The organism is Pseudomonas sp. MDV22-iso1 (assembly GCF_058145095.1).
In genome coordinates this window covers 41,676-55,574 of the sequence record NZ_JBYVMF010000030.1, presented here as the reverse complement: position 1 = coordinate 55,574, position 13,899 = coordinate 41,676, and the positions used below count along the sequence as shown (strand labels likewise).

The 13,899-nt window shown below is 61.6% G+C and carries 12 protein-coding genes; 9 read left to right on the top strand and 3 right to left on the bottom strand.

What is annotated here, in order from left to right:
- The first annotated feature begins 162 nt into the window (after positions 1-162).
- The 9 genes from AC3ZVB_RS25395 to AC3ZVB_RS25355 all read left to right on the top strand — a co-directional run bounded on the left by AC3ZVB_RS25395 (position 163) and on the right by AC3ZVB_RS25355 (position 12,637).
- Positions 163-1,122 carry an AAA family ATPase gene (locus AC3ZVB_RS25395; protein WP_490148054.1) on the top strand — a complete coding sequence of 320 codons (960 nt, stop codon included), beginning with the start codon at positions 163-165 and terminating at the stop codon, positions 1,120-1,122.
- A 5-nt stretch (positions 1,123-1,127) separates the two neighbouring features.
- On the top strand, positions 1,128-2,072 hold the full coding sequence (locus AC3ZVB_RS25390) for a DUF58 domain-containing protein (protein WP_162436745.1): 945 nt from the start codon (positions 1,128-1,130) through the stop codon (positions 2,070-2,072).
- Positions 2,069-2,563, top strand: a complete 495-nt coding sequence (locus tag AC3ZVB_RS25385; protein ID WP_162436746.1) for a DUF4381 domain-containing protein — start codon at positions 2,069-2,071, stop codon at positions 2,561-2,563. Before AC3ZVB_RS25390 ends, AC3ZVB_RS25385 begins: the two co-directional genes overlap by 4 nt.
- Complete coding sequence (locus tag AC3ZVB_RS25380; protein WP_194693239.1) at positions 2,556-3,635, top strand: vWA domain-containing protein; 1,080 nt, start codon at positions 2,556-2,558, stop codon at positions 3,633-3,635. The genes AC3ZVB_RS25385 and AC3ZVB_RS25380 overlap by 8 nt, the downstream gene beginning before the upstream one ends.
- The gene (locus tag AC3ZVB_RS25375) at positions 3,632-5,371 is read left to right on the top strand and encodes a tetratricopeptide repeat protein (RefSeq protein WP_490148053.1); all 1,740 of its coding nucleotides are present in this window, start codon (positions 3,632-3,634) and stop codon (positions 5,369-5,371) included. Before AC3ZVB_RS25380 ends, AC3ZVB_RS25375 begins: the two co-directional genes overlap by 4 nt.
- Positions 5,368-7,017, top strand: a complete 1,650-nt coding sequence (locus AC3ZVB_RS25370) for a BatD family protein (RefSeq protein WP_490148052.1) — start codon at positions 5,368-5,370, stop codon at positions 7,015-7,017. The genes AC3ZVB_RS25375 and AC3ZVB_RS25370 overlap by 4 nt, the downstream gene beginning before the upstream one ends.
- Positions 7,018-7,161: 144 nt before the next feature.
- Positions 7,162-8,406, top strand: a complete 1,245-nt coding sequence (locus AC3ZVB_RS25365) for an exonuclease SbcCD subunit D C-terminal domain-containing protein (protein WP_194693242.1) — start codon at positions 7,162-7,164, stop codon at positions 8,404-8,406.
- A complete protein-coding gene (locus AC3ZVB_RS25360) occupies positions 8,403-12,044 on the top strand; it encodes an SbcC/MukB-like Walker B domain-containing protein (protein ID WP_490148051.1) in 3,642 nt (1,213 codons plus the stop codon). The genes AC3ZVB_RS25365 and AC3ZVB_RS25360 overlap by 4 nt, the downstream gene beginning before the upstream one ends.
- Positions 12,041-12,637 carry a glutathione S-transferase gene (locus AC3ZVB_RS25355; protein ID WP_490148050.1) on the top strand — a complete coding sequence of 199 codons (597 nt, stop codon included), beginning with the start codon at positions 12,041-12,043 and terminating at the stop codon, positions 12,635-12,637. Before AC3ZVB_RS25360 ends, AC3ZVB_RS25355 begins: the two co-directional genes overlap by 4 nt.
- 245 nt (positions 12,638-12,882) lie before the next feature.
- Here AC3ZVB_RS25355 and AC3ZVB_RS25350 read toward each other — a convergent pair whose 3' ends face one another.
- The 3 genes from AC3ZVB_RS25350 to AC3ZVB_RS25340 all read right to left on the bottom strand — a co-directional run bounded on the left by AC3ZVB_RS25350 (position 12,883) and on the right by AC3ZVB_RS25340 (position 13,788).
- Positions 12,883-13,140 (bottom strand): hypothetical protein, encoded by a 258-nt coding sequence (locus AC3ZVB_RS25350; protein ID WP_162436753.1) that lies wholly within the window; start codon positions 13,138-13,140, stop codon positions 12,883-12,885.
- Positions 13,137-13,343: a hypothetical protein gene (locus AC3ZVB_RS25345; protein WP_490148049.1), complete on the bottom strand. Its 207-nt coding sequence runs from the start codon at positions 13,341-13,343 to the stop codon at positions 13,137-13,139. Before AC3ZVB_RS25345 ends, AC3ZVB_RS25350 begins: the two co-directional genes overlap by 4 nt.
- 265 nt (positions 13,344-13,608) lie before the next feature.
- Positions 13,609-13,788 (bottom strand): hypothetical protein, encoded by a 180-nt coding sequence (locus AC3ZVB_RS25340; protein WP_162436755.1) that lies wholly within the window; start codon positions 13,786-13,788, stop codon positions 13,609-13,611.
- Positions 13,789-13,899 lie beyond the last annotated feature (111 nt).

Here is a 13,899-nt window from a genome sequence, read left to right as displayed (position 1 = left end):
CGGTTTTGTTGATTTTCCAGCGCAGACGCGGGACAGAGCTCAAATCCCCGCATTTCAAGCAAAAAGCCGTTAGTCGCCACCCCCCGCCATGCATTAAAGTAACGCCCCCAGCCCTGGCGTTATCAGAACGTCTTCGGTCACCCTTTCCAGGAACAGTCATCGATGGAACATCGTGAAGCGCTGCTCGCGCTGCGAACCTTTCTTTCAACGCAGACTCTCGGCCAGGAAAAACTCATCGAGCGCTTGCTCATCGCCCTGCTCGCAGACGGCCACATGTTGGTCGAAGGCGCCCCTGGCCTGGCCAAGACCAAGGCCATTAAAGAACTCGCCGAAGGCATCGAAGCACAATTCCACCGCATTCAATTCACGCCTGACCTGTTGCCGGCCGACATCACCGGCACGGAAATCTATCGTCCGGAAACCGGCAGTTTCGTGTTTCAGCAAGGGCCGATCTTCCACAATCTGGTGTTGGCGGACGAAATCAACCGTGCGCCGGCCAAGGTTCAGTCGGCGCTGCTGGAAGCCATGGCCGAGCGCCAGGTCAGTGTCGGGCGCAGCACGTATGAACTGTCGCCGCTGTTTCTGGTGATGGCGACGCAGAACCCCATCGAGCAGGAAGGCACCTACCCACTGCCCGAAGCCCAGCTCGACCGTTTCCTGATGCACGTGAAAATCGGTTTCCCGGACGCGGCCGTTGAGCGCCGTATCCTGCAACAGGCGCGTGGTGAAGCCCTCAATGGCGAAACCAAGCCTGAGCGCCGCGTCAGCCAGCAAGCCATCTTCGCGGCGCGCAAGGAAATCCTTGGGTTGTACATGGCTGATGCCGTGGAGGAATACCTGGTGCAACTGGTCATGGCCACCCGCACCCCGGCCAAGTTCGATCCGGAGATGGCCGAGTGGATCGCTTACGGTGCCAGCCCGCGCGGTTCGATTGCCCTGGACCGCTGTGCCCGGGCCCACGCCTGGCTGGCCGGTCGCGACTTCGTCAGCCCCGAAGACATTCAGGCGGTGCTGTTCGATGTGTTGCGCCACCGCATCATTCTTTCTTTTGAAGCAGAAGCCGCCGGCATCGACCAGGACCGGGTGGTCCAGCGGATTCTCGACGTCGTAGCCGTCGCTTGACCCCGATGAACGCCCTCCTGCCGCCCGAGCCGGGCATCCGTGTCAGCCTTGCCGAACTGATCGAGATGCGTCACCGCGTGCGTGAAGTGCAGCTGTTTTCCACGCCGAGCCAGCGCAGCCCGTTGATCGGCCTGCATCACTCCAAGCTGCGCGGCCGGGGCGTGGATTTCGATCAGGTGCGGGTTTATCAGGCTGGCGACGATGTGCGCACCATCGACTGGCGAGTCACCGCCCGCACCCAGGAACCGCACACCAAGCTGTTCCATGAAGAACGCGAGCGCCCGATTTTCATCATGGTCGAACAGAGCCGCCGGCTGTTTTTCGGTTCCGGCCTGATGTTCAAATCGGTACTGGCCGCTCAAGCGGCGAGCCTGATTGGCTGGGCCGCCCTCGGACACAATGATCGAGTGGGTGGACTGGTGTTCGGCGACAACGAGCATTACGAGATCAAGCCGCGGCGCAGCAAACAGAGCCTGCTGCAATTGCTCAACCGTCTGGTGCGCGTGAATCAATCCCTGCACACCGAAGGCGAAACCAACCGCGATGCGCTGAACCTGGCCCTGCGCCGTGCCCGTGAAGTACTGCGTCCCGGCAGCCTGGTCATCGTCATCTGCGACGAACGCGCATTGACCGAGGGTTCCGAGCAGCAGTTGAGCCTGCTGTCACGGCATTGCGACCTGTTACTGCTGCCGTTGTCGGACCCGCTCGATCACGCCCTCCCCGCTGCCGGCTTGCTGCGTTTCGCCGAACGCGGCGCGCAACTGGAGCTCGACACGCTGAATTTCGACCTGCGCCAGAGCTACCGGGCCCAGGCTGAAGCGCGCATTGCTCGCTGGGAACTGCTGGCGCAGAAGCTGCGGGTATTGCTCATGCCGCTGAGCACCCAGAGCGAGATGGTCGAGCAACTGCGCGAGTACCTCAACCCGCAGAAACCGGGGAAAGGTCGATGAGCAGCCTCGATCAACTGCAACCGCTGATCACACCGCCCCCGATCAGCTTTTGGCCACCGGCACCGGGCTGGTGGCTGTTGTTGCTCCTGATACCCCTGATGGGCTTCGGCCTGTGGCAACTGCGCCGGTTGATTCCGGACAAGCGTCCGATCGTTCGCGCCGAACAACCGCTGGACCCGGTGCGCCTCGCCGCCCTGGCTGAACTGGCGCTGATGCCCAAACCGTATGACGGCGCGCCTGCCGGTGCCTGGTTGCAACAGCTCAATGGCTTGCTCAAACGCCTGTGCCGCAACCATTACCCCTACAGCCAGAGTCACACCCTCAATGGGCGTAAATGGCTGGCTTTTCTCGACAACCGCTGCCCCGCCGCCGGGCTGACGCGCTGGATGGTGCTGGTGGAAGGCGCCTACAAACCCGAATGCAAACTCGACGACAAGGCCATCGCCGGCCTCACTCAAGCGGTCGACACCTGGATTCGCAAGCATGTTTGAGTTCGCCTGGCCGTGGATCTTCGCCCTGCTGCCGCTGCCGTGGTTGATGCGGGTCGTGCTGCCCGTTGCTGACAGTGGCGAGCCGGCACTCAAAGTCAGCTTTCTCAGCGACCTCGAAGGCCTGGCGCGACGCCGTGCCCGGGCCAATCTACCGGCCTGGCGCCAGCAAGCACCGTTCATTCTGCTGTGGCTGTTGCTGCTGATCGCCACGGCGCGCCCGCAATGGCTTGGGGAGCCGCTGCCAATTGCCGCCAGTGGCCGGGATCTGCTGGTAGCCGTGGACGTGTCCGGCTCCATGGACTTCCCCGACATGCGCTGGAAGGACGAGGACGTCAGCCGTCTCTCCCTGGTCCAGCACTTGTTGGGTGACTTTCTTGAAGGTCGCGAAGGCGACCGCGTCGGCCTGATCCTGTTCGGCAGTCAGGCCTACCTGCAAGCGCCCCTGACGTTTGACCGCCGCACGGTGCGGGTGTGGCTCGACGAAGCGAGAATAGGTATTGCCGGCAAGAACACGGCCATTGGCGATGCGATCGGCCTGGCCCTTAAACGCCTGCGCCTGCGTCCGGCCCAGAGCCGCGTGCTGATCCTGGTCACCGACGGTGCCAACAATGGCGGAGAAATCGACCCGCTGACAGCGGCGCGCCTGGCGGCCAACGAAGGGGTGAAAATTTACCCGATCGGCATTGGCGCAGACCCGGAGGAAAGCGGCACCTTGGGCTTCCTCGGGGTCAACCCGAGCCTGGACCTCGACGAGCCCGCCTTGAAGGCCATCGCCGAGGTCACCGGAGGGCAATACTTTCGCGCACATGACGGCAAAGAACTGCAGGCGATCAAGGACACCCTCGATACACTGGAACCGGTGACACAACAACCGACCCAGGCACGTCCCGCGCAATCGCTCTACCACTGGCCGCTTGCCCTGGCTTTACTGTTGAGCATGCTGCTGGTGGCCCGTGAGCGCTGGCCGAACAATCCGCTGCAGCGACTGTTTACCAAGGACCTGTTTTTGCAAACGCAACTCCCTGACTGGCGCCAGCGCCTGAAACGACTGCGTCTGCGGAGACGTCGATGAGCGCGCTCTGGCCTTTCTGGTTCCGCCCGGCGTGGCTGCTGCTGTTGCCGCTGCTCGGCTGGCTGCTGTGGCAACTCTGGCACCGGCAAAAGCGTGCCGGGCGTTGGCAGATGATTCTGCCACCCGCCTTCCACGCGGCGTTGCTCAGCGGCGGTAATGGACGCGACAGCAAACTGCCGTGGGTCGCCCTGGGCGTGGCGTGGATGCTGACACTGCTGGCGCTGCTGGGGCCGAGCTGGGAGCGTGTCGAACAAACCAGCCAGAAACCGGCCGACCCGATGGTGGTGCTGCTGGAATTGACCCCGGAAATGCTCGCCACCGACGTGACGCCAAACCGCCTCGAACAAGCGCGGCGCAAGGTGTTCGACCTGCTGCAACACCGCAGCGATGCGCAGACCGCAATTGTCGTTTACGCCGGCAGTGCGCACACACTGGTGCCGCTGTCGGACGACTTGGCCACCAGCCGCAACCTGCTGGATGCGCTCAAGCCTTCATTGATGCCCGAGCCTGGTCATCGCGCCGATCTGGCGGTGATCAAGGCCCTCGCGCTGCTGAATCAGGGCGCGCTGGGTGACGGGCGAATCCTGTTGATCGGCGCTTCGCTGACCGAACAGGAACGTCAAGGCATTCGGCAGGCACTCAATGGCAAGTCCACGCAGTTCCTGATGCTCGGCATTGGTACCGCCGACGGTTCGCCGATCACCCAGGAGGACGGTAGTTTCCTCAAGGACGAACAAGGCGCGATTCTGGTGCCGCGTCTGGACGAGCCGAGCCTGAAAGCCTTCGCCGACACCGTGGATGGGTACTATCGTCACGCCCGTCTGGACGATGCAGACCTGCGTGCCCTCGGCTTGTTCGATGGGCCTCGGATGCTGCGTGACGACGGCCAGACCTTGCGCCTCGACACCTGGGCCGATCAGGGCTACTGGCTGCTGTTACCGCTCCTTTTTCTGGCGGCCTGTGCTGGACGGCGCGGCTGGTTGTTCTGCCTGCCGCTACTGTTCCTGATGCCCCAACCGAGCTACGCCTTCGACTTCGAGGACCTGTGGTTGCGCCCCGATCAGCAGGGCCTGCACCTGTTCAAGCAAAAACGACCGGCTGACGCGGCGCAGCATTTTGAAGACCCACAATGGCAAGGTGTGGCGCTTTACGAAGCCGGCGACTACAGTGGCGCCGCCCAGCGGTTTGCCCAAGGCAGCGACGCTCACGCCCACTACAATCGTGGCAACGCCTTGGCAAAAAGTGGTGAGTTGGAAGCCGCGCTGGATGCCTATGACCAGGCACTGGAGCGACAACCGGATTTGCGCCCGGCCTTGACCAACAAGGCGCTGGTGGAAAGTCTGCTCAAGCAGAAAAACACGCCACCGCCCGAGGAACCGGAAAAAAAGCCGGATGAGCCAACTCAGCCCGCGGAGCAGGAACCACCGCCCGGCGCAGCCACTCAACCAGCGACCGAAGGCGATTCCAAAACCGAGGCGCAGCAGGCCACGTCAGAGGCAGAAGAACCGTCCACGACGCCGCCGAAGCCCGGCGCCAATGAAATCCCGGGCAGCGAACTGGGGGACGAACAACACACCACGCCACCGTTGCGTCCCGCCAGCGACACGATCGATGGTGAGCAGCGTCAGGCACTTGAGCAATGGCTGCGCAAAATTCCGGATGACCCGGGTGAATTGCTCAGACGCAAATTCTGGTACGAACAGCAACAACATCAGGATCAGGGAAAAACTCGATGACCCGCTTCACCGTCTTCATGCTCGCACTGTTGCCCGCCCTGCTGATCGGCACCGTTCAGGTCCAGGCTGCGGAACTGGTGGCCAGTGTTGACCGCAGTCGCCTGAACACCGGCGAAACGGTGGAACTGACTTTGGAATCCAGCGATGTGACGCAGTTTGGCAAGCCTGACCTGACCCCACTGGAACCTGCCTTCGAAGTCCGTGGCACCCGCCAGGTCAACCAGTTGACCACGTTGAACGATGGTAATCAGGCCACCACTCGCTGGATCATCACCCTGCTGCCTCGCCAAAACGGCAGCGTGGAGATTCCGCCGCTGCAACTGGGCGATGTGCAGAGCCAGCCGCTCACCGTGCAAGTGCTCGAAAGCGAAAACCAGGACAGCCCGAAGAAGCTGAGCCCGGTCTTCCTCGAAGCCAGCCTCGATCAACCCAGCGTGTACGTCCAGGCCCAGGCGATCCTGACCCTGCGTATCTACCACTCGGTGTCGCTCTACGACGACAGCAGCCTGACGCCCTTGCAGATTCCCGACGCGCGAATCGAAGCCCTGGGCGATTCGCGAACCTACGAGAAAGACATCAATGGGTTGCGCCACGGTGTGATCGAAATGCGCTACGCGATCTACCCGCAACACAGCGGCGAATTGACCATCCCGGCGCAGGTTTTCAGCGCCACGCTGGTTGACGCACAACCCGCGCAAGAGGCAGATGGCCAGGCACCGAAATCCGGCAAGATGATGCGCGTCGCTTCCGCCGAGATCATGCTCAACGTCAAGGCCAAACCTGCGAGCTACCCAACCGATGCAGCCTGGCTGCCGGCGCGCAGTATCAGCCTGAGTGAAAACTGGAACCCGGACCCGGAGCATGCCCAGGTGGGCGACTCCCTGACCCGCAGCCTGACCTTGAAAGTCGAAGGCCTGGCCAGTTCGCAACTGCCGCCGCTACCGGCCACCGACGTCAATGGTTTGCGTCGCTATCCGGATCAGGCGGTGCTCGGTAACGAAAATACCGAGCGTGGCCTGGTCGGCAGCCGTGAGGAGCGCGAAGCCCTGGTGCCAACTCGTAGCGGTGAAATCGACTTGCCGGCGGTGGACGTGGTCTGGTGGAACACCTTCGAAGACCATCTGGAACACACCAGCCTGCCGGCGCAGACACTTCAGGTAGCGAACAATCCAAGCCTGGTGGTCGATACCCCCGCCAGCACCCCACAAGTCATGGCCGGCGACAGCGAAACCCTCTGGTGGTGGAAACTCAGCACCCTGATCCTGGCCTGCACCACCCTGCTCGGCTTTGGCCTGTGGTGGCGTGCCCGCTGGCAACCCGCCATCCTGCGCGCTGCGCAAACCGGCCCCAGCCCGCGCACCGTACTTGACGACCTCAAGCGCGCCTGCCAGGCCAACGACTCTCACGCCACTCGCCAGGCACTCGATGCCTGGGCCCGGCAACAACCGGAAACCCTGGCCGATATGGCCGCGCGCTTCGTGCCGTTGTCCGATGCCCTCGACGGGTTGAATGGCGCGCTGTATAGCGAGACCGGGCAGCACTGGCAAGGTGACGATTTGTGGCGGGCGATTCGGGCGATCCCCATTGCGGAACGGGTTCACGATCCCGTGGGTGACAGTGGATTGCCGCCGCTGTATCCGAAATAGGCCTGCTGCGTCCTGATGTGGCGGCTGTCGTGGCTGAAAGCCGGGGTGCCCGACCACATCCCATCCGTTTGCCAGTAAACTCTCTGCCTTTTCGCCGCTTCCATTTTCCTCGCGGCCATTACCTTATTTCCTACGGAGTTTGCCTTGCGTCTGTTTCACACCTCCGACTGGCACCTTGGGCAGAACCTGCACGGCCAGGATCGCGACTTCGAACACGGCTGTTTTCTCGAGTGGCTACTGCGCCAGCTGAAGCTCGAACAGCCTGATGTGCTGTTGATTGCCGGCGATATCTTCGACACCGTCAACCCGCCGGTCAAAGCCCAGGAACGCCTGTACGACTTCATCGTCAGCGCCCATGAGCAACAACCGAAGCTGACCATCGTCATGATCGCCGGCAACCACGACTCCGGCTCGCGTATCGAATTGCCCGCGCCGTTGATGCGTCGTCTGCGCACTCATGCGCTGGGTCGGGTGCTGTGGCTGGATGACGGGCAACTTGATGCCGAACGCCTGCTGCTGCCGCTGCCGAACGCGAAAGGAAAGGTCGTGGCCTGGTGCCTCGCGCTGCCATTCCTGCGGCCTGCCGAAGTGACCGGAGCCCACTTGGGCGACAACTATTTACGCGGTATCGGCCAGGTGCATGAATGGCTGATCGAGGCGGCCAATGCCAAGCGCAAGCCCGGTCAGGCACTGATCGCGATCAGTCATGCGCACATGGCTGGCGGGTCGGTTTCCGAAGACTCGGAACGCAGCCTGATCATTGGCAATGCCGAAGCGCTGCCCGCCAGCCTGTTCGGCCCCAGCATCAGCTATGTCGCCCTCGGCCATTTGCACAAGCCGCAGAAGGTCAACGGCGAAGATCGCATCCGCTACAGCGGCTCGCCGATTCCCTTGTCGTTTTCCGAAATCGGCTATCAGCATCAGATTCTCGACGTCGTGTTCGAGGGTGAAACGCTGGTGAGCGTCGAACCCAAACTCATCCCACGCGCGGTCAACCTGCAACGCATCGGCCCTGCCCCCTTGGCGGACATCCTGCTGCAACTGGCTGACCTGCCGAACATCGACCTGCTGGCCGACATCCAGCGCCAGCCCTGGCTGGAAGTGCGAGTACGGCTTGATGAGCCGCAGCCCGACCTGCGCTATCAAGTCGAAACCGCGCTGCAAGGCAAAGCCGTGCGACTGGTGCGTATCGCTGCGGAATACGCGGGCAGCGGCAGCCGCGACGGCCTTGAGGATGGCGCCACGTTGATCGAACTGGATCAGCTCACGCCTCAGGAACTGTTCAGCCGCGCCTGGCAGGACAATTACGGCAGCGAGGTCGATGAGCAAACGCTGAAAGACTTTGCCGAGCTGTTGCAGGACGTGCAGATGGAGAGCGAACAGCCATGAAGATCCTCGCGATCCGCCTGAAAAACCTGGCCTCCCTGGCCGGTCCGTTTGAAATTGACTTCACCGCCGAACCCCTGGCGAGCGCCGGTTTGTTTGCGATTACCGGGCCAACAGGCGCGGGAAAAAGCACCTTGCTGGACGCCTTGTGCCTGGCGTTGTTTGGCGCCGTGCCTCGACTGAGCAATGCCCAGATGTCCGCCAAAGCGCCAGACGCTGACGGCGAAATCAGCACCGGCGACCCGCGCACACTGTTGCGTCGTGGCACCGGTGAAGGCTATGCCGAAGTGGATTTCGTGGGCATCGATGGCCGTCGCTACCGCGCTCGGTGGGAAGCCAACCGCGCGCGGGAGAAAGCCGGTGGCAAGCTGCAAGCCAGCCGCCAGAGCTTGCGCGATATCGATCAGGACCAACTGCTGGCCAGTCAGAAAGTCGACTTCAAAACCCAGCTCGAAGCCGTTCTCGGCCTGAACTTCGAGCAGTTCACCCGGGCCGTTTTGCTCGCCCAAAGCGAGTTCAGCGCGTTCCTCAAGGCCAACGATAACGAGCGCAGCGAACTGCTGGAAAAGCTCACTGACACGGCGCTCTACACCCGTCTCGGCCGCCGCGCGTTCGACAAGAGCAAAGAAGCACGCGAAGCCCACAAGCTGCTGCAGGACCAGGCCACCGGCGTCACGCCGCTGCCACCTGAAGCCAGAGCCGAACTCGATGAGCGCTTCAACGAGGCTCAGCAGCAACTCAAACTCCAGCAGGCGCAACTCAAGCAACTGGAGTTGCAACACGCGTGGCTCAAAGAACTGCGGCTGGTGCAAGACGCGCAGCAAAGTGCCGCCGAGCAATTGCACAGCGCGCAGCAACAGTGGGAAAGCCTGGCAGGCCAGCGCCTGATGCTCACGCGCCTGGAACAACTGGCCCCGCAACGGCACCAGTTCGCCCGCAAATCCGAACTCACCACGCAGCTCACCCCACTGATTGCGCAGATCCGCCAGCACCTGCAACAGCAGACGGAACTGACCGCGCGCCAGGGGCAACTCGAACAGACCTTGAGCGCCGCGCAAACCGCACGCGCCGAAGCGCAAAACCAACATGCCAGCAACGCGCCGCTACTGCGCCAGGCCTTCGAGGAGCAGAGTGCTCTGGCCCGGTTGATTAAAGACGCGAGCCTCAGTGCCGATCTCAAGCAACAGGTGGACCAAGCCTGTGCGCAAGGCCAGAGCACGATTCAAGGTTTGGTCGAGCAACAAGAGCGGGTGGCCGCTCGCCTGCAAAGCATTGCCGCACAACTCGAACAAAGCGTCCATCTGGCACCCTTGAGCGATGCCTGGAACGCTTACCGGGATCGCCTGCAGCAGCTGATGTTGATCGGCAATCGCTTGAACAAGGGGCAGGCAGAACTGGCTGCCCTGGAGCAAAGCGCTGTCCGTGCAGCGGATGAATTCGCCACGCAAAAGCAGAGCCTGGAAGTGCTTTACAAAGAAGCCGGTGCCGAGCCCGAAGCCGTTGCCGAACAGATCCAGTTGCTGGGCAATCTGCTGCAGGACAACCGCAAGCAACTGCGTGCCTTTGAAGAGCTGACACGCCTGTGGGCCAGTCAGCAGGATCTGGACAAACGCGGTACCGACCTTCAGCAGCGCCAGTCTGTCGTGCAGCAAGAGCGGGATCGGCTGACCCAGGACGGGGTAAAAACCAAACACGAATTGGTCATCGCCGAACAGACACTGACCGTCACCCGCGAGCTGCTGGAGCGTCAGCGGCTGGCCCGCAGTGCCAGTGTTGAAGAACTGCGCGAACAGCTGCAGGACGACCAGCCCTGTCCGGTCTGTGGCAGCCCGGATCATCCCTATCATCAGCCTGAAGCACTGCTGCAGAGTCTGGGTCGGCATGATGAAAGCGAGCAGGCCAACGCCCAGAAAGCCGTCGACCTGCTCAAGGAAAAGCTCACGGATTTGCGTGCGGAGGTGGGCGGCCTGATTGCTCAGCAAAAAGAACTGCTGCAGCAGCAGGAACACCTTGAGACTCAGCGTCAGAGCCTGGCGCCGGCCCTCGAAGCGCACTCGCTGTCGACACAGTTGCTGGCTAGAGACGCCAATCAGCGCGACACCTGGCTGGCACAGCAAAACGCTCAGTTGAATCAGAGCATCTCCCAGGATGAGCAACGGCAAACCGCCCTGCTCACCCTGCAGCAGGACGCCGCGCGTCTGGCGCAGCAGTTGCGCACCGCCGAAACGGCGAGCCTGCAAGCCGCTCAACACCTGAGTAACCAGCAGCGCGAACTCAGCAGTGATCGCCAGCGCCTGGATGAAGAACTGACAGCCTTCAGTACGCTGCTACCCGCTGAAACGCTGGAGGCCTTGCGCAATGAACCGGCCGCAACGTTCATGCAATTGGACCAGCAGATCGCGCAGCGCCTGGAACAGCTCGATCAGCAACGGGATGAAATCAGCGACCAGCAGCAACGCCAGCAAGTGCTGGAGAAAGAACAGGATCGCCAGCTCACCCGCCTTCAGCAGCAGGAAACCGCGCTGGCGCAGTTCAATGCCCTTGCTGAACAGCAGCAGGCTTGCCAGCAGAAACTGACGCAGTTACTGGGCGATCGCACCAGCGCCGAACAGTGGCAGCAGCAACTCGATCTTGCCGTCGAACAGGCACGCAACGCCGAAACGACGGCCCATCAGGAACTGCAAACCGTGCGCACGCAGCTGGTCCAATTGGTCGCAGAGCTCAAGGCCCACCAGGAACGCCTCTCGGCCCTGGAAACCGAGGACCGCGAACTGGGCAGCAAGATTGCCGATTGGCGAGCGCTGCATCCGGAGCTCGACGACGGCGGACTGGAGACGTTGCTAAGCGTCGACGATCAGCACGTCAGTGAGTTGCGGCAACGGTTGCAGCAAAGCGAAAAAGCCATTGAGCAAGCCAAGGTGTTGCTGCTGGAGCGGGATCAGCGTCTGCTGAATCATCAGGCGCAGCACAACGGCAATCTCGACGCCGAACAGTTGGCCAGTGCGCTGGCGGACCTGCAAACCCAGTTCACCGCCAGCGAGCATCGATGTGCGGAGTTGCGCGCAGAACAGGCCGAAGACCAGCGTCGGCAAAACGCCAATCAGGCACTGGCCCAACAGATTGACGCGGCCTACACCGAGTTCCAGCGCTGGGCGCGGTTGAGTGCCTTGATCGGCTCGGCCACGGGCGACACCTTCCGCAAGATTGCCCAGGCCTACAACCTCGATTTGCTGGTGCACCACGCCAACGTGCAGTTGCGCCAATTGGTCCGACGCTATCGCCTGAAACGCGGCGGCAGCATGCTCGGTTTGCTGGTGATGGATACCGAGATGGGCGACGAATTGCGCTCGGTGCATTCACTGTCCGGTGGCGAGACGTTCCTGGTGTCGCTGGCCCTGGCCTTGGGGCTGGCATCGATGGCGTCGAGCACGTTGAAGATCGAGTCGTTGTTCATCGACGAAGGCTTCGGCAGCCTTGACCCCGAATCCCTGCAACTGGCCATGGACGCCCTCGATGGCTTGCAGGCCCAGGGTCGCAAGGTCGCGGTGATTTCTCACGTTCAGGAAATGCATGAACGGATTCCCGTACAGATCCAGGTCCACCGCCAGGGCAATGGCTTGAGTACGCTGGAGGTGAAATGAATACGCTGTATTCCTTCCGCCGCTGCCCTTACGCCATGCGCGCTCGAATGGCCCTGAGTTACTCGGGGGTTGCCGTGGACATTGTCGAAGTGAGCTTGAGGGCCAAACCCGCCGAGATGCTCGCGCTGTCGAGCAAAGGCACGGTGCCGGTGCTCAACGCTGACGGCGAGGTGATCGATGAAAGCCTGTCGATCATGCGCTGGGCGCTGGCGCAGAACGATCCGCAGGATTGGCTGCTCAAGGATGATTCGGCGGGCCAGGCGCAGATCGACACGTTGATTGAAGAGAATGATCAGGTGTTCAAGGTGCACCTCAATCGCTACAAGTACGCCGAGCGCTACCCTGAACAGCCGATGGAGGTGTATCGCGCCGAAGGCGAGGTGTTCCTGCGCAAGCTCGATGGGTTGCTGGCAGGACGGGATTACTTGCTGGCCGGGCACCCTAGCCTGGCGGACGTGGCACTGATGCCGTTCGTGCGGCAGTTCGCCCATGTGGATCGCGAGTGGTTTGCGCAGACGTCTTATGCGCGATTGCAGATGTGGTTGCAGCGGTTTCTGGAGTCGGCGTTGTTTACTGGTGTGATGCAAAAGTAGGTACGCCGAATTACATGTAGCAGCTGGCGAAGCCTGCGTTCGGCTGCGCTCCCTGTATGGACTGTGCTGGCCAGGTTAACTGTGGCGAGGGGATTTATCCCCGTTCCAGTGCGTAGCACTGGCAACAAATCTTGGGCTCGCTGCGCAACCCAACGGGGCGGTGCGACGTTTCGCTAAATCCCCTCGCCACAGGGCATAGGCCTCAGGGCATGGGGCATAAGGCATAAGGCGCTCAGGATTGGTGTTTACGCCAACACCTCACACATCTGCAACGCCGAGCAATCCACCTGGAACGGTCCGAAAAAATCACCCTGGCGTTTGATCGGTGGATTGCCAGCCAGCATGCCCAACGCTTTAGCCGTCTGAATGTTGTGCGCCATGTTGTGATTGGCTTCGATGGACCGCGCCACCGCCCCTGCCGAACCTTGCCCGAACCCCAACAACGAAGCGCCGTTAGTCATGAACGCCAAAATGGCGAGCACCCAGAATTTGTGCCCTTTCATGCGCCAGCAACTCCCAAACGCTCAGCCTGATCGACCGTGGCGAGGGGATTTAGCGAAACGTCGCACCGCCCCGTTGGGTCGCGCGCGACCCCAGGATTGTCTGCCAGCGCTTCGCACTGGAACGGGGATAAATCCCCTCGCCACAGGAGAGCGATGGCCAGGTAGGCGCCGTGTTTGGCTGAGGTGAGGATTGCGCTGGCCATGGTGTTCTCCGTGGGCATGTTTCAGAGCCCACAGAATCGTTGAAAACCACCGCGGCGACCAACAAGGCTTATCTATAGTAACTATCAGTTTCGTTGATCGTGAATTCCTGGAACTGCGCAGGGGCATGCGCCATGGGAAACCAGTATTTAAAAGGCCCGCAAACGCGTTATGCAGGAGCGACATCACTCATGGCTTCTCGACGCAACGGCTATCGAGCTGTCAAAAGTGACTTCGCTCCTGCATAAAAAGTGCAGGGCCAGAATTTCAGGCTTGGGTTTTGTGATCCAGGGCTGCGTGGAAGTTGGCGCTCTGTTGCAGGTATTTCGGGGTGTAGCTTTGGGTGTGGGATTTTTTGCTGCTGATCTCGACGCTGGCACTGGTTGGCAGCGCTACGGTGGCAGAGATAGCGGAAGCGGCAATGATGGAGAAAAGATTGAAGTTCATGGCGGTATTCCTCGAAGTCAGTTGGCTTGCTTGCCCGGTGGGGCCGTGAAGCAAACTTAACCGTCGAAGGTGATCGCCTTGAAATGCTTTGTAGCACTTCCACATATCAGT